Source organism: Yoonia sp. D2-7, from assembly GCF_055809435.1.
In genome coordinates, this window is record NZ_CM147912.1 from 1 (window position 1) to 20,825 (window position 20,825).

The window sequence follows — 20,825 nt, forward strand, 5'->3', positions numbered from 1 at the left end:
GCCCGCTAGTTTTTTGTATCCAGCGGGCGTTGTTTTTGTGTTTTGCGTTTTTGCGCTTATTTGAGCAGGAGTTTTGCTTCGTGTTTTTTGAGCGCTTTGCGTGCTGACTGGTAGTTTTCGAGGCCGGTTTTTGACTGCAGTTCAGGGAAGAGATCGAAGATTTCGTTCCGCTGGCTGTTGCCGATACCTTTGAGGGAATAGTCACCTGGCTGGAAGCTTTCCGTCCATGCCCCGTTTGACAGCACCACTTCGTGCCGCTCGAACATGAAGTGCACGTAGGTCGTCTGCATCACGTTGACTGTATGGATGCCTTCCGCCCCGACCATGTGCTTGGCTGCTGCCAGCACTTCGCTTTCTTCGAAGTACAGCTGCGTTTTGTCTGACGACACAAGCACGCGGTGGTTTGGTGACACCATCATGTCACGTTCCGGCAGACCGTGGCCAAGTGCACCCGCCTTGATCAGAACAGGCTGCAGGTGCGGGTTTTGCACCAGCTGCTGGCCTGACATCGGCTTGTGGCCCATCCATGCGATTTCCTGGATGCCATTGTCGCGGGTGATGATCCGGTCGCCAACTTGCAGCTCTTCGACCAGACGCTCGCCTTTTGGTGTCGCGATCAATGTCCCCGGTGTGAAGCACGGGATGACGTTTTCGATTTCCGAGAAGGTCATCGTGGACCCGTCGAGGAACGTCACCGTGCCTGCTTCCGGGTCGCCGTCTACGTAATCGATCCGGTCGACGTTGGACCCCGTCAGGTCGAGGACATCGATGTCCTGACCATCAGCGTCTTCGCCACCCGTGACCACATCACCGCCGTTACCGCCGAAGAATGTGTCAGAGCCGGTGCCACCGGACAGATCGTCCACACCTGCGCCACCGGTGATCAGGTCTTCACCCTCACCACCGTCGATCGTGTCGTTGCCCAGACCACCTTCGAGGTCGTCGTTGCCGGCACCCCCGAAGATCGTGTCATCGCCGTCGGTTGCGTTGACGTCATCGTTGCCGTCGCCGCCTTCGATGTAGTCGGATTGTTCGCCACCAGTGATTTCATCGTCACCAGCGCCACCAAACAGACTGTCATCGCCGCCGTTGCCGACAATCTTGTCATCGCCGTCGTCGCCAGAGATCACATCGTCGCCACGGCGCCCTTCAAGGCTGTCGCTGCCGTCGCCACCAAAGATAACATCGCCGTCTTCGCCGCCTGTGACCGTATCGTCGCCTGCACCGCCAAAGATCGTGTCTTCGCCAATCCCGCCATCGATGCTGTCGTTGCCCTGACCACCGATCAGAACGTCGTCGCCATCGCCGCCAACCAGAAGGTCGTCGTCCACGCCGCCGTCCAGCACGTCGTTGCCAGCGCCACCAAACAGCGTGTCATCGTCGTCTTGGCCGAAGATCGTATCGTTGCCGTCACCGCCAAAGATCGTGTCCCCGTTGTTTTCAGGAACAAGGTCCTGGAAGCCCGCGGCGTCTGGTTCGTCATCAGGGAAGCTGACCGCATCCGCCAGTGGATCTTCGAGACCACCGTAGATGGTGTCGTCGCCCGCACCGCCTTCGATCACGTCGTTGCCTTCGCCACCTTCGATGAAGTCATCGCCTGTGCCGCCGTCAACAGTATCGTCGTCAAAGCCTGCGTTGATCGTGTCGTTGCCGGACCCACCGATGATGCTGTCGTCGTCATCACCTGTGTTGATGATGTCGTTGCCAGCCCCGCCGTCGACAAAGTCTTTGTCGTCGTTTGGATCCTCATCAGCATCATAGCCCGGGAACACAAGACCTGGGATCGTCGCAGATGGCTGCTCCGGATATCCCACGTCTGGCGCTTCATCCCCTTGGGTTGAACCCACGTTGATGATGTCGTCGCCGTCGCCTGCATCGACTGTGTCGCTGCCTTCACGGTCTTCGATCACATCGTTGCCTGCACCGCCAAAGAACGTGTCGTCGCCAAGGCCGCCGTGCAATTCATCGTCGCCAGCTTCACCGGCCACAGTGTCATTGCCAGCACCGCCGATCACGGTGTCGTCGTCCAGACCACCCCAAAGATCATCGTCACCTGTGCCACCGAACAAGGTGTCTTCGCCTTCAGAGCCTTCGATGATGTCATTGCCTGACCCACCGCGCAACTCGTCGTCGCCTGCACCGCCGTTGACGATGTCATCACCTGCACCACCCGCGATGGTGTCGTCACCATCCTGGCCGTTCAGCTGATCGTCGTCCGCACCACCGTTGATGGTGTCGTTGCCAAGACCACCGTTGATGGTGTCTTCGCCTTGACCGCCGAACAGATTGTCATCGCCTTGGTTGCCATTGATGGTGTCGTTGCCCGTGCCACCAAAGACATCATCGTCTCCAGCGCCAGCAGAAATCACGTCATCGCCGCCGAAGCCTTCGATCACGTCATTGTCTGTGCCTTCGTCGCCCGGCAAGATACCGTCGCCGGCATCAACGATGTCACCATCCGCATCCACATAAGGAATGTTCGGGTTGATCACATCGTTGCCATCGGTGCCTTGGACTGTCCCGTCGTTGATACCTGTCACTGTGAAGGTCACAGTCGCAGTATCTGTCGCACCGTTTTCATCAACGATTGTGTAGGTCACAGAGCTGTCGCGTGTCGCCCCCAGACCCAGATCGTCAAAGTCGTCGCCTGCGTCAAAGTCCACAGTCCCGTCAGCATTGATCGTGAATGTGCCGCCATTGTCGCCAGCAACCACGTTGCCCACGTTGGCCGCGTCACCGTCAACCGCCACAACCGTCAGGTCGTCGCCTTCCGGATCGCTGTCCACACCGTTACCAGTGTCACCCGTAATGACGTTTCCGTCCACATCGCCCGCAGTCTCCGTCAAGGACACCACATAGGCGTTGTCTGTCGCATCAGGGCCGTCGTTCACACCGTTCACTGTGATGGTCACAGTTTCCGTGGATGTCGCACCTGACGGGTCTGTCACGGTGTATGTGACAGTGGTCTCAGCAGTTTCACCCGGGGCAAGTGCTTCAAAGTCGCCGTTTGGATCAAAGCTGATGCTGCCATCAGGATTGATTGTAACCAAGCCACCGTTTGAGCCGTCAACAGGTGTCCCAACAAGGGTTTCATCCCCGTTCACCGCACCAACCGTCAGCGGATCACCGTCCGGATCACTGTCGTTGTCCAGCACGTTGCCCAGATCGGTCACGTCGTCCTCATTAGCGTCAAACGTATCCGCGACTGCTGTTGGGCCGTCGTTTGTACCCGTCACTGTGACAGTCACTGTTGTGCTGTCTGTCGCACCGTTTTCATCCGTGACGGTGTAGGTCACTGTGGTGTCAGCGGTTTCGCCTGCACCCAGATCATCAAAGTCACCGTTTGGATCAAAGCTGGCTGTGCCATCTGCGTTGATCGTGACCAGACCGCCGTTGTCACCTGCAACAGGTGCCCCGACAAGGGTCTCATCACCGTTGACCGCGCCAACCGTCAGGTCATCGCCTTCCGGATCGCTGTCGTTGCCCAAGACGTTGTCCAGATCGATGACAGTGTCCTGATCGGTGCTGTCTGTATCCGCCACAGCCACTGGCGCGTCATTTGTCCCCGTCACTGTGATCGTCACAGTTTCTGTGGATGTTGCACCGGATGGATCGGTCACAGTGTACGTGACCGTTGTTGTGGCCTCTTCACCCTCACCCAGATCGTCAAAGTCGCCATTTGGATCGAATGTGACCGTGCCGTCCGGATTGATTGTGACCAAGCCACCGTCAGAGCCGTCAACAGGTGTGCCAACAAGGCTCTCGTCCCCGTTCACCGCACCAACTGTGAGCGGATCACCATCCGGATCAGAGTCGTTGTCCAGCACATTGCCGATCACGCCCGCAGGATCATCCTCACCCGCTGTCAGATCGTCCGCCACAGCCACAGGACCGTCGTTCGATCCAGTCACTGTGAAGGTCACAGTCGCTGTGTCTTCCAGACCGTTCTCGTCTGCGATGGTGTAAGTGATCGTTGTGGTCGCGTCTTCGCCCGCGCCCAGATCGTCAAACTCACCGTTGGCATCAAAGTCCACAGACCCGTCTGCGTTCACAGTGAACAGACCACCATTGTCGCCAGCAACCGCGTTGCCCACGTTACCTGTCTGGTTGTCCACACGCACAACTGTCAGATCATCGCCTTCTGGATCGCTGTCAGCCCCTGCACCTGTATCGTCAGTGATCGCATTGGCATCCACATCGCCGAATGTTTCATCCTGCGAGACCACATAAGCGCTATCCACAGCATTTGGCGCATCATTCACGCCAGTCACTGTCACAGTCACCGTTGTGGTTGATGTGGCCCCTGATGGATCCGTCACGGTGTAAGTCACTGTGGTCTCGGCTGTTTCGCCTTCACCCAATGCTTCAAAGTCACCGTTTGGATCAAAGCTAGCTGTGCCGTCTGCGTTGATCGTGACCAGACCGCCGTTGTCGCCAGCCACAGGCGTACCAACAAGTGTCTCATCGCCGTTCACCGCACCAACCGTCAGGTCGTCGCCGTCAACGTCCGTGTCATTCCCCAACACATTACCAAGATCGGTCAGGTCGTCTTCGGTCGCGTTACCCGTGTCGGCCACCGCGACAGGGTCATCGTTTGTACCCGTGACAGTGATCGTCACAGTCGCCGTATCGGTCGCACCGTTCTCGTCTGTCAGTGTGTAAGTCACTGTGGTGGTGGCTGTATCGCCTTCACCCAATGCGTCAAACTCACCATTGGCATCAAAGTAGATGTTGCCGCCGTTGTTGATCGTCACAAGACCACCATTGTCGCCCGCAACAGTCACACCCTGGCCAAAGGCACCAAATGGATCTGTGATATCGGCGCTGTCTGTGCCGTTCGTCACAGACGTCACACGGATCGTGTCACCTTCAGGATCGCTGTCTTGGCCCGCACCTGTGTTGTCACCGATGACATTGCCAATCGCAGGGCCACCGTCTGCGTCTTGATCTTGCGTGTAAACATCCGCCGTCGCATCTGGCGCGTCGTTTGTACCGGTCACTGTGATCGTCACAGTCGCCGTGTCGGTGCCGCCGTTGCCGTCATCAACCGTGTACGTCACTGTTGTTGTGGCTGTTTCGCCTTCACCAAGCGCCTCAAAGTCGCCGTTTGGATCAAAGGATGCAGTCCCGTCCGGGTTGATCGTCACAAGACCGCCGTCAGACCCTTCAACAGGTGTCCCGACAAGTGTCTCGTCCCCGTTCACAGCACCCACTGTCAGCGTGTCGCCCGCATTTGCGTCCGTGTCGTTGTCCAGCACGTTGCCCAGATCGGACACACCGTCCTCGGTTGCATCAACAACATCATCCAGCGCATCAGGGTCAAAGTTCGTGACCTCATCACCCACAATCTCTTCGATTTCGGTGAAAGAGATCGTCTCGCCTGTTGGGTTGCCATCGGCGTCCACAAACACAACCTGACCGTCAAGGCCATTGCCGTTGCTATCAGGGATCGGGCTACCTGTGCCGTCCGGACCCGTCAGGATGAACGACCCCTGACCCGTCAGGTCAAGCACATCGTTATCGTCGCCGCCTGCACCGCCGTCGACCACATCACCGGCACCGCCAATGATCGTATCCGCGTCGTCGCCGCCATAGATTTCATCTGCGCCAGCACCACCCGTGATGACATCGTCACCACCTTTGCCGTAGATCACATCATCGCCGGCGTCCCCGTTCAGAACGTCGTTGCCAGCCTCGGATGTGCCCTCGGATGCCGTGGTGAAGAAGTTGATGTCAGACACGTCAACGCGCTGATCTGTCGTCTCGCCGTTGTCGTAATCAATCTCGATCCGCGCAACAGGGCCTGCGATTTCAAACAGAACCGATCCGGCCTGTGCCGCTGGTGTCACGCCATCTGTGTGCTCAACACCACCCGTCACTGTGTTGCCGTTGATGATCTGTGCGCCTGATTCAGCTGTGATCGTGACCGCAATCTCTTCGCCAGCCGCGTTATAGGCCCGCACTGTCACGATATCGATGTGGTCGTCCGCATCGGTCCCGTTATCAATGTCGTTGATCCGGAAAGACACGTCCTGCACTTCATCGCCGTACGCCGCATCATTTGATGCAAAGCTCAGTGTCGTGGTGGACGTGTTATCAACACCGCCCTCGCCGCCCAGGCCGTGCAGGTGCAGACCGGAGTTCGGATCAAACGCTTCGCCCGCTTCCACATACATCGCTGTGTTTTCAACGTCGGCTGTCGCACCTTCGTCTTCTTGCGCAAAACCGATCGTGACGTTCATGCCGTCAACAGCAACCGTCTGCGTCGCACCAAGGGCTGTGCCCGCTGGCAAAGCTTCGGTCCACTGCAGTGTCAGCTGATCAACGCGGCCCGTGGCCCCGTCTTCATCATCACCGCAGATCAGGTCATCGCCTGCGCCGCCGTTGATGGTGTCGTCGCCCGCACCGCCGTAAAGTTCGTCATTACCAGCCGCACCGGTATCGTCTTTATACAGCGCGTCGCCTTCGATCACGTCGTTGCCGGATCCGCCGTAAACTGTGTCGTCATTTGATCCGCCGGAAAGCGTGTCGTTGCCCGCGTCACCGTAAACCGTGTCCTGACCGTGGCCGCCGTAGACGCTATCGTCGCCTGTGCCGCCGTAAACAAGATCGTTATCCGCAGACGCCCACAGGTTATCATTGCCCGCATCGCCGTAGATCGTGTCGTTGCCGTAAGAGGCTTCAACCATGTCGTCGCCGTCACCGCCGTAGAACACGTCGTTGCCGCGATCAGCACCGCCCAATACGTCGTTGCCCGCGCCACCAAACTGGGTGTCGTCGCCGTCGTTGCCAAACAAGCGGTCGTCGCCATCGCCACCTTCGAGCGTGTCGTTGCCGATACCGCCGTCAAGATTGTCGTTGCCGCCATTGCCCAACAGCACATCATCACCAGCGCCGCCCATTAGGACGTCGTCGCCGTCAACACCGTCTGCAATCGCAGGGATTTCAAACGTGATGTCTGTAACTGCAACCGTGCCAGAATAATCCCGCTCCGGACCGTCATCCAGAACAATCCAAAGATGCTGGATAGGACCTGCAATGGTCACCGCAACATCCTGGCCGTTGTTATCTGCACCCGGACCCGCCGCATTCGTCTGGGACCCAATGATCATGTTGCCGTTCACTGTGTGAACGCCCGTGTCTTCGAACTGGACCTCAACAAGATTGCCCTGTGCGTCCTTCGCCATGATCGTGATCTTATCAAGCGCATCCACATCCAAAAGCGTGAAGGACACGTTCGAGACTTCGGTGTCAAAATGCATGTCCGCTGTGGTCGGTTCTGTCACGTCCCACGCTTTGAGCATGCCGTTCTCGACGAACCATTCTTTGCCGCCCGCACTTTGTGGCGTGCCCACGCTGACGTTCACAGACTGGCCATCAACCGTCAGCGTCTGGTTGCCGTCAGATCCCAGCTGATCCCAATCGATCAGGAATTCTGTTGTGCCTGCCGCGTCCGCACCATCACCAACAAGAATGTCGTTGCCGGAACCGCCCTTCAGAAGGTCATCGCCAGACCCGCCAAACAGCGTGTCCGTGCCCGCGTCACCATACAGGTCGTCGTTGCCCGCATCGCCGTAAAGCAGATCGTTGTTGTTCATCCCCTCAAGGATGTCGTCGCCATTGCCGCCAAACAACACATCGTCGCCGTCCTGACCACACAACGTATCATCACCGTCTTCGCCCATCAGCGTGTCGTGACCTGTGCCACCAAACACCAGATCATCACCGTTCCCGGCTTTGACCAGATCATCGCCAGCGCCCGCCACGATCAAATCGTCGTCGCCCACGTCGCCTGCCAAAATCGCATCGTTATTGTCCACACGGTCACCATCCGGGTCACCGTTGTAGTTCACGTCAATCACGTCGTCGCCAGCCGTGCCTTCAACCGTGCCATCCAGATCAGGACCAATGTCATCATAAACCAGGTTATCAACAGCACCCGACCCGTGCAGCTGCACGTCCATCGTATAAACGCCTTCAACATCAAACGTCGCAATGTACTGGCCATTGTCACCCGTCGTCGGGATCTGACGTGTCGCAATCAGTTGACCGTGTTCATTGTAAAAACGAACCGTCGCACCTTCTTCGTTATCAAGGAAAGTCAGAGACTTCAGATCAGCGCCATCCGCAAAACGGAACCGGAATGTCCCGCCAATCGCATCATCCGGATCGTGGCTGTCACCATCCTCCGACACAATCAAAGCATTGCCCAAGTTCGACGTCGCAAGATCGTAATCACCACCCGTCGGGTTCGACGTGTCAAAAATCATTGCCCGATTTCCAACACCACCAGCCGTCCAAGCCTGAATAGTCACACCCGCAGACTGGTATTCATTATCAACAATCGTACCACCAGATAGATCATTAAAATCAATCGTCTTCGTCATAACTTGTTCTCCTAAGGCTCCAATAAGCCGTACCATTCAACGCTTGTCGTAACGTCCAGCCACACCCTGACGACACAACTGCCATCAGGTACAATTCCATTCATCCGGATACACCCGTGAAACAGGTCACTACCACAGACACCATCATTCTTCGCGTTCCTCAGATCTGAGGAACGCACGATTACCCCAACAACCGTCAGCCTGCTGCCAAGCTTTCACCACTTTAGGTCACCAACCAAACGTCACCAAAGAAAAACCGCCCCAAATCTGTCTCAATGTGGCGATTTTCGACAATCGCTTGTTTGTTGACCTCTGCCCATTCACGAAGCGCGACACACTGTAAACCAAAGCGACACAATTATCCGGGATTATTGCCAGAATTATAAGGGGAACTTCCGACGTGAGCTCCCCGACACCCAGCCACTGTTTCGCTTTTAGCAACAACAGCACCACGCTGCTTTCTGCCTTATTCGGGCAATGGCATGACAAATTATTCGGCATGTTCAAGTGATTTTCCAAAACAATGCACCAAAGGCTAGTCTATTGGGCGCGCTGCGTAGACAATATACCTCTGAATCGTTGCTGATAAAGATACCGAATCACCCCTTACTTGATCTTGGCACCTGCAGTTGTCAGCCCGATATCGTCGTGATCAACGAGGTTCCAAGACAGGCCTTCGTTGCGATAAATACGCTTCCCCAGACGCGTGTAATCCCCAACGTCGTGCGACAGCCGTTGCCCGACAACAATGCATTGAAACGTCTCGGTTCCGGTGTTCTTGATCGAATGTGCGAGACCACCCTTGCGATAGCCTATGAAATCACCAGGACCGATTTCGTGTGCTTCGTCGCCAATATAGGCTGTCGCGGCGCCCGCCAGCACGAAAACACATTCATCTTCATGATGGTGGACATGGTGTTCTGTTGTCTCGCACCCCGGTTCAACCGAAATGATATGAAATCCGAACCCGGTCAGCCCTGTGAGATCACCCAGAGATTTATTGATCCGCTGCGCATTCGGGTTCAGGAAATGAGTCTTCTGCAGACCTTCCATCTTTGCGATGTCATCAGCCTTGAGCACGTAATTGCTATCATCCATTGTCGGTCCCCTGTGATCACCCCATGCGGGCGGCCATTTCGAGCATACGGTTCGAAAAGCCCCATTCGTTATCATACCAGCCGTAAATCCGGACAAGCCCCCCTTGGGTCACGCGTGTTTCCGGCAAAGCGACGATCAGGCTTTCGGGGCGCCCCCGCAGGTCCGTCGAAACGAGGTGTTTGTCGGTTGATCCAATGATACCGGATTGCTGCGCAAGCACGGCTTGCACGTCATCAAGGGCGACTTTTGCGTCGACCGTCACGGTCAGATCAACGGCAGACACAGACGCCACAGGCACCCGAACTGCCGCCCCTTCGACGCGGCCAGCGGTTTGCGGTAGAACCTGATCCAGCAAGCGATGCGCCGATGTTGTTGTCGGCACCATCGACAGGGAAGCGGCTCTGCTGCGACCGAAATCCCCACGCGGCGCATCAATCGTGGGCTGGCTACCAGTGTAGCAATGGATCGTTGTCATCCAGCCTGTTTTCAGACCCCAAGTGTCGTTGATCAGCTTGACGAGTGGGGCCAAAGCATTTGTCGTACATGACGCGTTTGAGACAATCTTTTGGTCCGCCAACAGATGGTCGTTCGCGCCCAGAACGAGCGTCACATCTGCGGCTTCGGATGGGCCGGAGATCAGAACGCGTGACGCGCCTGCTTTCAAACCACGTGATGCAACGGCGACCGTCCCTGCCGTGCCTGTACATTCCATCGCCACATCGACGCCGGTCAAGTCAAGCGTGCTGAGATCATCGGTTGTGTGCAGCGGGATTGTCTTGCCGTTGATGACAAGTGCACCGTCTTTTAGCGCGACATCGCCACGGAACGGACCAAAGATACTATCGTATTCGAACAGATGCGCGCAAAGGTCAGGCGCGCATAAATCATTAACGCCGACGACCTCGATCTCTGGAACAGCACCATAGGCCCATGCCCGCAATACGGTTCGCCCAATACGACCCAAGCCATTGATAAAGATACGCGTCATCCGCACCGTCCCCACATGAATTACGGCCAAGCTGCATCGCACCTTGGCCGTTCACAAGTGGTTTCGCGTACCAGATACAATCTGCCTAGCTGGCTTTCAGCACACCCCGTGCGATCTGATCTGCCTCGATGCTTTCGAACAGGGCCTTAAAATTGCCCTCGCCAAAGCCATCGTCGCCTTTGCGCTGGATAAATTCAAAGAAGATCGGGCCAATCACAGTCTTCGAGAAAATCTGCAAAAGAATGCGGGTTTCACCACCGTCGAGCACACCTTCACCGTCAATCAGAATGCCGTGCTTGCGCATCCGATCAAGCGGTTCTTGGTGACCGCCGACGCGTTCCTTCGAAAGATCGTAATAGGTAGGCGGCGGGGCTGGCATAAACTTGATCCCGCGCTCTGAAATCTCGTCAGTGGCGGCATACAGATCGCGAGCACCTACGGCGATGTGCTGGATGCCTTCGCCATTATAGCGCTTCAGGTATTCGACAATCTGACCGGTTTCACCGCGGTCTTCGTTGATCGGGATACGGATACGACCACAAGGCGACGTCAACGCGCGGCTCATCAGACCAGAATGTTTACCTGAGATATCAAAGAACCGAATTTCGCGGAAATTGAACAAATCGCCGTAGAACTTGAACCAAACGTCCATGTTCCCCTTATGCACATTGTGCGTCAGGTGATCGAGGTAGTGAAAACCAACGCCTTCGGGATGCGCATCTGACACCCAGTCGAATTCTGCGTTGTACGGGTTCGTGTCATAGTAATCTTCAATGAAGTACAGCAGTGACCCACCGATCCCTTTGATCGCGGGGACATCCATGATTTTGCCGTCGCCTTCATAAGGTTCGGCACCCATTTTCACGGCATGATCAAAAGCATGTTGGGCGTTCACAACACGCCAACCCATGGATGGGGCGCATGGACCGTGTTCGGTCACAAAATCCATGCCATGCGTACCAGCTGCGTTATTGATCACATAGGTGATGTCGCCCTGCTGCCAAAGTTCGACAGCCTTGGATTTATGCGTTGCCGTGTGCGTGTAGCCCATTTTGGTGAACAATACGCGCAGTTGCTCGGGGTCTTCATGGGCGAATTCAACGAATTCAAACCCATCAGTCCCAGCAGGGTTTTCATCGGTGATTGTGGCGCGTGGCGCGTCGTGTGGAAACGGACCCATTGGAAACTCCATATTTGCTTTTCACCACCGTATCGCACGAAGGGTGCGGCAAGGGCGCGAATTTCAAACTTGGATCGCAAAATGCACGTCAATCTTGCGCATATTTGTAAATTCACGCATGAATGACGCATGAAGCCACTTGACCAAACAGACGAACACTTGCTTGCCTTGCTGCAAACCGATGCGCAGACATCTGCTGCAAAGCTGTCCCAAACCTTGAACTTGTCGGCATCTCAAATCAGTCGCAGACGACAACGCCTTGAAGAAGACGGCTACATCACCGGCACGGTTTGCAAGGTAGATGCCGTCAAAATCGGCCTGACAGTTCAGGCGTTTATCCAAGTCCAAACGGACGCCCACACGAAAGAAACCCACGCATCATTTCTCAGGCTGATCAAAACGCGGCGCGAGATTACAGGCGCGTGGACCATGACCGGCGACGCCGATTACTTGCTGCGGGTCTATTGCGCCGACCTTCCGGCATTAAACAGGTTCACCCAAGACGTGCTTTTGCCGCATCCGTCAATCGGGCGGGTACATAGCCAAATCGTGATGGAAGACCTCAAGGACGCAAGCGCCCTACCCGTGTAGTTTATGCAATGCATCTTCGGCGCGCTTCATAAGCAAGGCCATCCCTTCTGCGGTCGCAATCTCAAGCCCCTCTTTCAGTAACGCTTCAGCACGCTTATGTTCACGGTTTGACAAAGCAATCAGGCCCAATCCGATCTGGGCGCGCGCAAAATGCGCACCTCTTGGGCCACCTAGGTTTGTCGTAAAGGTCTTCAAATCCGCTGCCGCGCGACGCTTTGCGGTCAGTTTGAGTTGCACAAAAAGGGCAATGTCCGCGATGCCCGGTTTGTCTTTGGCGAAGACAGGACGGCCTTCTGGGGCTTCTGCGTCAGGATCGATCAAACCCGCAATGGCCAGCAAAATTTCTGACCTCAGGATATAGGTCTGCCGGATCAGGTTGATATTGCCCTTCGCGTCCACGTCTTTGATCAGGGCATTGATCAACCGCCAGCCCAAGGCAAGATTGCCATTCTTGACCGCCAAAACGACCTCGATCCAATCAAGGGAATGGATCAGGTTGTAGTCGCCTAATTCCCAAACACGTGCCCGCAAAGGGTGCAACCGCTTCCGCACATCAGCAACGGGGTACATAAAGCTGTGCGCGAATACTTCGATACACGTTGATGCGTAGTAATCCGCAGTGCCTGGAATGGCGTCACGCATGCTTACTTTCACCGCGCTGTATGTTGCTTCAGGATTGCCTTCGACCGTGTAAACCAGCGCGCGCGACCATTGGGCGAAAGACAAAGCACGACGATCATTTTGGGTGCGCGCCGCATCCGCAATTGTATCCGCGACGGCAAGCGCGCGCACGCGCCGCCCCGTAGACCGGTAAATCGACGACAACAGATAGAGAGCAGTCATCGCCAGAAACCGGTCACCCGCAGCAACGGCAACGGGTTCCACTTCGGCCGCTAGCCGTTCGACAGTTTCAAGCGGTTCCCAATTCGTTTCTTCATAAATTCGCATCAGGACCACTTTGGCCCATGCCGCCCCCAACCCATCACCTGCTATGCCCGCGTCAGTTAGCGTCGTTTTCGCCAGCTTTAGCGCGGTTTCATAGTCGCGCAGATGCGTCAGGGCCATTGCATGCGACGTCCGCGCTTTGCCCAGATCCGGCGTATATCCGGCCTTCTCCAACCGCGGAAAAATCCGCGTCGCGATCGCGCGGGACCGATTGTGCTGCACCGAAATATCCAACACATGAAACCATGTCGCAGCCATTTCGCCCAGCGCCATGTCATCAATGACGGTTGGGTCCGCCTCTATCATTTGCATGGCTTGTTCAAGGTTTTGGTCCGCCTCTTCCAGCGCGTATGTCGCCAATTGAAGCTTTGCGGATTTGATCAAATAGTGGACGGCCTTGGGCGGAAAATCTGCCTGCGCAAAATGATAGGCAAGCTGACTGGTACGTTCCGTTACTTTTGTCGGGCTTTGTTCAATCGCGATTGCAATGCGGTGATGAATGTCTGCCTTCGCCCCCGTCAACAGCCCCGCATAAACCGCATCCTGGATCAAGGCATGCGCAAACCGCCAACCGCCGCCGGATGTTGCTTCGACCAATCCAACCATTTGATCCAAGTCACTCGTGCAATCGTCCTGCTCGGTCGCCGCATTTAGAATATCAGTTGGAAAGTCCCGCCCGATTGCAGCCGCCATTTGCAACATCGCCTTCTGGTTTTCAGGTAGACGATCAACGCGGCTCAGGACCATCTGTTGCAAGTTACCAGTCAGATAGTCATGGCTGTCGTCTTTGATCTCTAGTCCGTCGGGGCCATCATACAACGCATCACCCTGACGCAACGCGCGCGCAATTTCGACAGCGATCAACGGATTGCCTTCAGATTTCTGCGCAATATCATCTGCCATTGCTGGCGAAATGGCGCACGCAAACCCCGTCTCAACGATGCTGCGGATATCAGCCTGCTTCAACGGTTGTAGGTTGAAGGTGGTCGGCGCATTCGGATCAATCCAAACTGGCAGATGTGTGGGTCTGCTTGTGGCGATCAACGGGACAGGGTCGTCCTTGAGCAATCCGATCAGATCATGTGTCGCCGTATCAATCCAATGCACATCTTCGATCACAAACACGGCGCCATTCAATCGAGACAACCCGCGCAAAATTGCCATAAGCGCATCGCGTTCCTGCAAAACACGCGTCAGCGGATCGGTATGATCATCCTTTGGTTGGATTGCCTGAGCGATCAATGCGGGATCGCAAATCTCGGGCTGAGATTTATGCAGCGCATCCAGCGCGACGGTAAAATCTGGCTCAGCCCCAACAGAGCTGGCTTGACGAATAATGTCATATATTGGTGCAAACCCGACCTGCCCCATTGGAGCGCATTGTCCGACAAAGACGGGCCTGTCCTTCATCCGCCCGATGACTTCAAACAACAAACGCGATTTGCCTATGCCGGGTGGACCGATGATCGCGGAAATGCCGGCAGACGACTGCGCATCAAGGATTTGATCAAGCTCGACCTCGCGACTAACAAATGCGGGTGCCGCACTGTGGCGCGCGCCTTCAAATCGTGATCGGGGTGCCGTGACGCCATCCATTTGATGAACAAGGACAGCAACCCGATAACCTTTCACAGGTTGCGGCCCCAGATCCGAGGTTTGTAAAAACCCGTCCGTTTCCCGTCGGATGTCTTCGGACAGAACGATGCAGCCAGGGTCTGCGATGGCCTGTAATCTGGCGGCCAGATTGACGGAATCGCCAACAACTTTGACATCCTGATCACGCCCTTTGATCACCATGACATTCCCGCCCGCAATGCCGCTGCGAAATTGGGGTGCGATACCAAATTGCGCTTGAAGCGCATCAACATCGCGCGCAATGCCCTGCTGGAATGCCCATGCCGCATTGCAGGCCTGAAGACTGGCGTTTTCAAGCGCGCGTGGCGCGCCAAATGCAGCCAAAAACCCATCGCCCGCCGTATCGATCACCTGACCGCCGTGGGCCGTCACTTGGGCTTTGGCCACGGCAAGAACGTGTTCTAGCAACGCAAAAACCCGTTCATCCCCAAGCTGTTGCAGGATCCGGGTGAAATCGACCATGTCGACCGCCAGCATGGCCGTCCACCGCTTTTCGCCAAGGGGATCCGTCACGATTTCACCATAAGTTGACGCTAGGTCGTGTCGTCCAACGTGGCAAGTAAATGCTGAAACACATCCCGTGCTGCGTCTTTGCCGATAAAGCAGTCCATATGCCCGTAATGCGGGATGACCTTGCGGCTGTATCGTGACTGGTGATCCGGGAAAGCATCGTGCAACCACTTCAGGGACCGGATGGTCGCTTCTGGCATCATTTCTTGATTACAGTCACCCGCGATAAAATGAACAGGCATCGTCATACGCGCGACACCATCAAGGTAATTGGTCCTGCCATCCATACTGACGGCGTGCCCGTGCCCAAATATCTTGGCGATGTGCTGGAATGGTTTGGGATGCACCGGTCCAAACAAATGGCGGATCGCGTTATGTGTCGCCTGATTTAATTGTGGATGATGGTAGCTGGGTCCAAAGAAGAAATTGATCCGATGGCAAGTCGGACTGTAGCAATCCGACGGCGCAAAATTCGGAACTTTCCAAAGCAGACCGTCGATAGCCGGATCAAGGTCAGGACCAATCATCGTCAAGCTCGGGGATCGCGGCTCCACCGTCTCAACACCCGTCTTAGCCATAGACGTCAGAACCGGCCCAAGGTTCATCAGATCGACCAAACCCCACATGTTTTCAGGTAGACCTTCGCCAACATAACGGGCCAAACCTGCATCTGCTTTGGCGTAATTCGCCCAGTTTGTAACCGCATGTGGACCCGTTTGGGATGCGATAATCGACCGGACCCGTGTTTCACCCGCAAGCACGGCCATGAACAGTGACATCGATCCTATACAATGAACGATTGTCTGTACGTCCACCACATCATCAGGGGTGTTTTCTAGAACACAGCTAATCGCGCTTGGCCAATCCACCATCGCCACATCATCAAGCGTGAATGGTTGCCTGCTGGCAACGATGTCGCCACTGCCGCGATAGTCGAACAGCCAGACATCGTAACCAGCGCGGTACAGCACCTGAACGAGGTTGGTGTGGACGGTGGACAGCGCAAAGGACGACGCCTTTGTCCCGAAACCACCCGCCAGCATGACTGGGCCTTTGCCGCCTCCATCATATCGGGTGAGTTTGACGGTCAGGTCATCCCCCACGCTTGGATAAAAAACCGAAGGTTCCGGCAGGTCAGCGGGCGGGATGTCATCGCCTGCGTCCTGTGCTGGAAAGTTCATTAAATAGGCGTAGATATCGCCATAACACCGCGCAATCGTTCCCACGAAACGGGCGGCGACCTGCTGTTTCGATGCGGCCTCTAGCGCGGATTGTGCTTTTGTATTCTCGGCTTTGCGATCAAGCAGATACGCCATCGCTTGGATCACGCTTGCCCGCACTTCCGAATTATTCAAAACGTCAGGCAAAGTCCTGATCGTTTCACCGTCGAACTGCATGTCGCCATACATATTCTCAAACGCCCGACGGAGATCATCGTCGCCGTACCCAATTTGAACGGTGCTGGCCTGCCGCATCGCTTCTTCCACACCAACGACCAAAATACCCTGCGCGACCAGCATATCGTCATGAAAGATATCCAGTTCGATTTCCGTCAAATCAGTCCACCAATGGGACTGCTCACGCCGTTTGATCGTCTTGATGCCGTTAAATGTGAAGGTCCGCCCAACATGATCCTTCGGGATCAATTTGCCAGAATATCGCATTTCCCAGCATTCAACCTTGTCCGTGTTCGGCATTAAAAATGCAAATTCGCCTTCGACGTCAAAGGTGCCCCCTAAAAACGGACTGGTAAATTCACCCTTTGTGATCGTGGCAATGCCGTCCGGTGGGGTCAGCGTTGCACGGATATGCGGCGTCTGAATTACCGTTGTTAACGTCGTCACCTCAGGCACGGCTGCGGCGACTTCGTAGGGCCGCGTGGGACGCGGGCTGTCGTTCAGGCCATTTGCAGAAATGTGACCGACCATCGTTTCATTCAACGTGGCAGGCGGCGAAAAATCGCCCATGTGATCTTGCAGAACCGACATCAGACTTGGTCCATCAGGGTCATCATGCGCGGCCAAGATCGCGTCTAGCACAGTGATGATTTGTTCAAGCGCCGGACCAATAGCCTCTTTCATCACTGCGTCGTTTTCGACCAGCACCAGTAGGTCATCGGCGGAAATGATAGGGAATTCCGGATCGGTGTCAGAATTGACGTAGATTCTGTAACCAATGACGACACTTCTCCAAGCCGTCGCCAGCGCGTTGCGGGCATCGTCATATTCGTTAGTGGCAATCGCGACCTGACAAGACCGCAGCGGTTTCATTAACCGCTTCAGCAAATTGTACGGATCAGCCTGAACATCTGCGCTATCGCCTTTTGGCAAGGGGGCAAGATCGGTCCAGTCAATCGTCCAATCTTGCGCCTCAGCCAGACGTTCCATCGCGCGTTCTGCAACAGCCGTGATCGTCAGATGTGGGTTCACGCCGACACCGTGAGGCAAAGCTGCACCGTCACAAACGTACAACCCGTTGTGGACACCGCCGTCAGGATCGAAGACTTGGCAATCGGCGTTCACCACGCCCTCCACAGCCGTGTCCCCCATGCCGCAGCCACCAATGGGATGCACTGTCATCACACGGTTCCCAAAAGCATCCTGCCAAAACGGAAGCGGCATAAATTCGGCTTTGATCGCATCACTGCCTTGGCGCAGCACCTGCGCATCACCGACAATCGCAGGATCAAGACCTGCATCCGGCCAATCCACGACGATCATATCGCCTGACATTTTCAACACCCCGTCAGAGGCATCATGGCTCATTACCAGATATGGCAAGGTCCGTGAAACGGGGCCATCGTAAGACGTCTCGGCCAGCTGTGACGGATCATCAATCAACGCAGCCCCGAGATCAGCGGCATCTTTCAAGCGTTCTGTGACGTCCCCGAACCGGAACGGATCGCCCATCAACGCCTCCATCATCGGTAAAACAGCCGCATAACCTGCCGCCAATGCGCCGGGCATGACGCCTTCTTCGATGATCAACCCATCTTCCAGCTTTTCGGTGCGATCACGCAAATCGATCATGCCGGTGATGCAGGGACCGGGCAGATAGCGGTCCTGTGTCTCCGCCGTGACGGTCCGATCACCTGCGCCGACACCGTACACCGGCAATCGGCCGTCGCCGTCAGCCATGTTGGCGTTGTACCCAAAGGCCCAAACATCACCATTGCCCGAAAACCGCTGCCCCAACTGCGCACTGACAGGCAATCCTTTAGTTCGACTGCGCATCAAAATTTCAGTCGTGCCCAATGTGCCAGCAGCCAAGATCACAATCTTAGCGGTCAGGACCCGATCACCAACCGTGACTGCCCAACTGGTTTCATGCGTCTTTGGGTCAACAATCTTCGTCACATAACGGACAGACGCGCCTGTGAATATCTGCGCATCATGGCGCCAAGCATCCAACAAGTAGTTCATGAGGACCGTGTTCTTGGCCCCGTAATTGCAGCCAGACACGCAATCGCCGCAGTCGTTGCAAGGCGGCTGCCAAAGCCCTGCCTTTGTGTGCTGCCCGTCAAACGTGACGTTGATATCGGGCCGCAGACAATCGGCACCCAGTCCGTCCGCCACCTTTTTAAGAGCTTCGAACTTGGGCTTTGTACGCGGATACGGGGTAGAGCCCAGCATCTCGCGGGCCCGCGCATAGTAGGGCTTCAGGATATCGGCGTTTTGCGAGAACGGGGCAGGCCAATGTTTGAAAATGCGCGGGTCCGCTTCAATCGCGACATTGGCGTTGATCAGGGACGTCCCACCTAATCCACACCCGACAAGCACATGCACACCATCATTGATCCGCATATCGTAAAGTCCATCAGGTTTCCCTAATACTTCCTCTGTCTTGCTCAGATGGACCTGAAATTCACCCATCGCCGCTGACATTTCACGCGGGTATTCGCCCGGATGAATTTCGCGTCCGCGTTCTAGAACCGTGACAGCCTGACCAGTGCGTGCAAGCCGGGATGCAGCCACGCCTCCCCCGTAACCGGACCCGACGACAATGATATTGTGATCAACAGGTGCCTTCGAAAAGCATCGCGAAAGCGGCGGCAGATAAAACGTCATGACGATACCCTCTGCGCGGTCAAATCAAGCAGCATCGCTTGGCGATCGACGTAAGCGACCCGAACCGTTTCAGCGAAATCAGACAGGATGCGCTGCATGTCAGGGGTCGCCAAACGCGCCTGCAGGTCTTTGACAAACGCCTGCATACTGGCGCGGGGTTCGCTAAGAACCTCGAGATAGGCAAGTGGCACAATTCCGGCTTGCGGCGTCATGAAAAGACGCAGAGCCACGACATTCAGGTCATCGTCGATCAACACCATCGCCGCCCCTTCTTTGGTATCAAGTCGCGGATCGTTCAGCACCCAACCGCCCGTGTTGTAGACCTTTAGCGGCACGTCAAAACCGGACACCTTCATCCGTTCCGAAAATGGTTTGTGTGTATGGCCAAAGATCACAGTCAGATCGTCAGGCACATGCCCCAATTCATCCATGATCTGTCGACGTATCGGACCACCCACGAAAGACGCGAAACCGTCACGACCTTTGGTGGTAAGGGATTCGATAACGGCGAAACGTTCGGTGTCACGGTATTTGCCAACAGTGGCGTCCAACAGCACACGGGTCGCGATCCGCAGCACTTCTTGCACGCGCAGATCACCTGCCAAAGGCAGCTTTTCACCCATTTCGGCACTGACAATTTCGGCGACTTGGGCCGATAGCTTCCGAAAACCCGTGCTTGTCAGCAGGTTCTGATACAAATCACTGGCATTACTCGATAGTCCCGCGTCGCCGATGGTCGACCAAAAGAAATCAATCCAACCAGCGTTTTCACCAGCAATATCAGCGACAGTCAGTTCCGCGCGATCACCGTTTGAAAAGATGTCGCGCAATGTGCTGATCAGCAGATATCCTTCTTCAAAGAAATGTCCGTGATGAAACAGAACAGCGCGCCCATCCTTTTCAAATCCAATGTTCGGATACCGCAAATCGACATCGCCAAAGCCCGCATCTTTGACCAGAGCGTCCAACATCCGGCTGCGTGCATTTGGCGCTTCGCGAAATGCGGGGGTTGCGTTGCGATAGGTCACGCCATTTGACGACATCCCAGTGACGTCTAGCGCAAGCCGGGCGTCGGTCCATAAAGCGTGATCATGATTGCCTGCTGTCGCTACTACTTTGTCTGCAAAACAGCCGCTTTTTTGCAGACGCGTCAGAAAACCTTGTGCATTGTGGTAAGCATGGGTGCGGTCCGAAAATTGCAGGTCCAGCACATCCCCCAACAGTATCAGCTGCGGCTTGTCTTGCACGCCCAACAAGGCGCTGACCACATCGACAAAACCATGCGTGACAGGGCTGGGTTCGGGCGGCCTTATCGCGCCGTCTTCGGGTAAATTCATCAGCAGACTGGTCGGCGCACCGGCGTGTAAATCCGAAATACAGACGTATCGCAGCATGACCTTCCCCCCTCCACAACCACCCTGTGC

Annotated in this window: 8 protein-coding genes; 1 reads left to right on the forward strand and 7 read right to left on the reverse strand. The window is 55.7% G+C overall.

What is annotated here, in order from left to right; translation table 11 throughout:
- Positions 1-56: 56 nt before the first annotated feature.
- The 4 genes from AC0L7R_RS00005 to hppD all read right to left on the reverse strand — a co-directional run bounded on the left by AC0L7R_RS00005 (position 57) and on the right by hppD (position 11,653).
- On the reverse strand, positions 57-8,387 hold the full coding sequence (locus AC0L7R_RS00005) for an Ig-like domain-containing protein (RefSeq protein WP_473658190.1): 8,331 nt from the start codon (positions 8,385-8,387) through the stop codon (positions 57-59).
- A 606-nt stretch (positions 8,388-8,993) separates the two neighbouring features.
- On the reverse strand, positions 8,994-9,485 hold the full coding sequence (locus AC0L7R_RS00010) for a cupin domain-containing protein (protein ID WP_473658191.1): 492 nt from the start codon (positions 9,483-9,485) through the stop codon (positions 8,994-8,996).
- A gap of 16 nt (positions 9,486-9,501) precedes the next feature.
- Positions 9,502-10,473, reverse strand: coding sequence for a glyceraldehyde 3-phosphate dehydrogenase NAD-binding domain-containing protein (locus AC0L7R_RS00015; RefSeq protein ID WP_473658192.1), 972 nt, complete (start codon positions 10,471-10,473; stop codon positions 9,502-9,504).
- Between the two features lie 85 nt (positions 10,474-10,558).
- On the reverse strand, positions 10,559-11,653 hold the full coding sequence (gene hppD / locus AC0L7R_RS00020; protein WP_473658193.1) for a 4-hydroxyphenylpyruvate dioxygenase: 1,095 nt from the start codon (positions 11,651-11,653) through the stop codon (positions 10,559-10,561).
- 129 nt (positions 11,654-11,782) lie between these two features.
- On the opposite strand from hppD, the gene AC0L7R_RS00025 reads away from it, so the two are divergent.
- On the forward strand, positions 11,783-12,244 hold the full coding sequence (locus AC0L7R_RS00025; RefSeq protein ID WP_473658195.1) for an Lrp/AsnC ligand binding domain-containing protein: 462 nt from the start codon (positions 11,783-11,785) through the stop codon (positions 12,242-12,244).
- On the opposite strand, the gene AC0L7R_RS00030 is transcribed toward AC0L7R_RS00025, so the two are convergent.
- Genes AC0L7R_RS00030 through AC0L7R_RS00040 form a run of 3 tightly spaced genes read right to left on the reverse strand, consistent with a single transcriptional unit; the run spans position 12,233 to position 20,795 of the window.
- A complete protein-coding gene (locus AC0L7R_RS00030; RefSeq protein WP_473658196.1) occupies positions 12,233-15,337 on the reverse strand; it encodes an AAA family ATPase in 3,105 nt (1,034 codons plus the stop codon). The genes AC0L7R_RS00025 and AC0L7R_RS00030 overlap by 12 nt on opposite strands.
- 20 nt (positions 15,338-15,357) lie before the next feature.
- Positions 15,358-19,401 (reverse strand): GMC family oxidoreductase N-terminal domain-containing protein, encoded by a 4,044-nt coding sequence (locus tag AC0L7R_RS00035; protein WP_473658197.1) that lies wholly within the window; start codon positions 19,399-19,401, stop codon positions 15,358-15,360.
- Positions 19,398-20,795 (reverse strand): metallophosphoesterase, encoded by a 1,398-nt coding sequence (locus tag AC0L7R_RS00040; protein WP_473658198.1) that lies wholly within the window; start codon positions 20,793-20,795, stop codon positions 19,398-19,400. Before AC0L7R_RS00040 ends, AC0L7R_RS00035 begins: the two co-directional genes overlap by 4 nt.
- Positions 20,796-20,825: the final 30 nt, after the last annotated feature.

Coding starts and splice junctions, on each gene's coding strand:
- hppD (WP_473658193.1), bottom strand. CDS start 11,653: ATGGGTCCGTTTCCACACGACGCGCCACGCGCCACAATCACCGATGAA.
- AC0L7R_RS00025 (WP_473658195.1), top strand. CDS start 11,783: ATGAAGCCACTTGACCAAACAGACGAACACTTGCTTGCCTTGCTGCAA.
- AC0L7R_RS00035 (WP_473658197.1), bottom strand. CDS start 19,401: ATGACGTTTTATCTGCCGCCGCTTTCGCGATGCTTTTCGAAGGCACCT.
- AC0L7R_RS00040 (WP_473658198.1), bottom strand. CDS start 20,795: ATGCTGCGATACGTCTGTATTTCGGATTTACACGCCGGTGCGCCGACC.
- AC0L7R_RS00005 (WP_473658190.1), bottom strand. CDS start 8,387: ATGACGAAGACGATTGATTTTAATGATCTATCTGGTGGTACGATTGTT.
- AC0L7R_RS00015 (WP_473658192.1), bottom strand. CDS start 10,473: ATGACGCGTATCTTTATCAATGGCTTGGGTCGTATTGGGCGAACCGTA.
- AC0L7R_RS00010 (WP_473658191.1), bottom strand. CDS start 9,485: ATGGATGATAGCAATTACGTGCTCAAGGCTGATGACATCGCAAAGATG.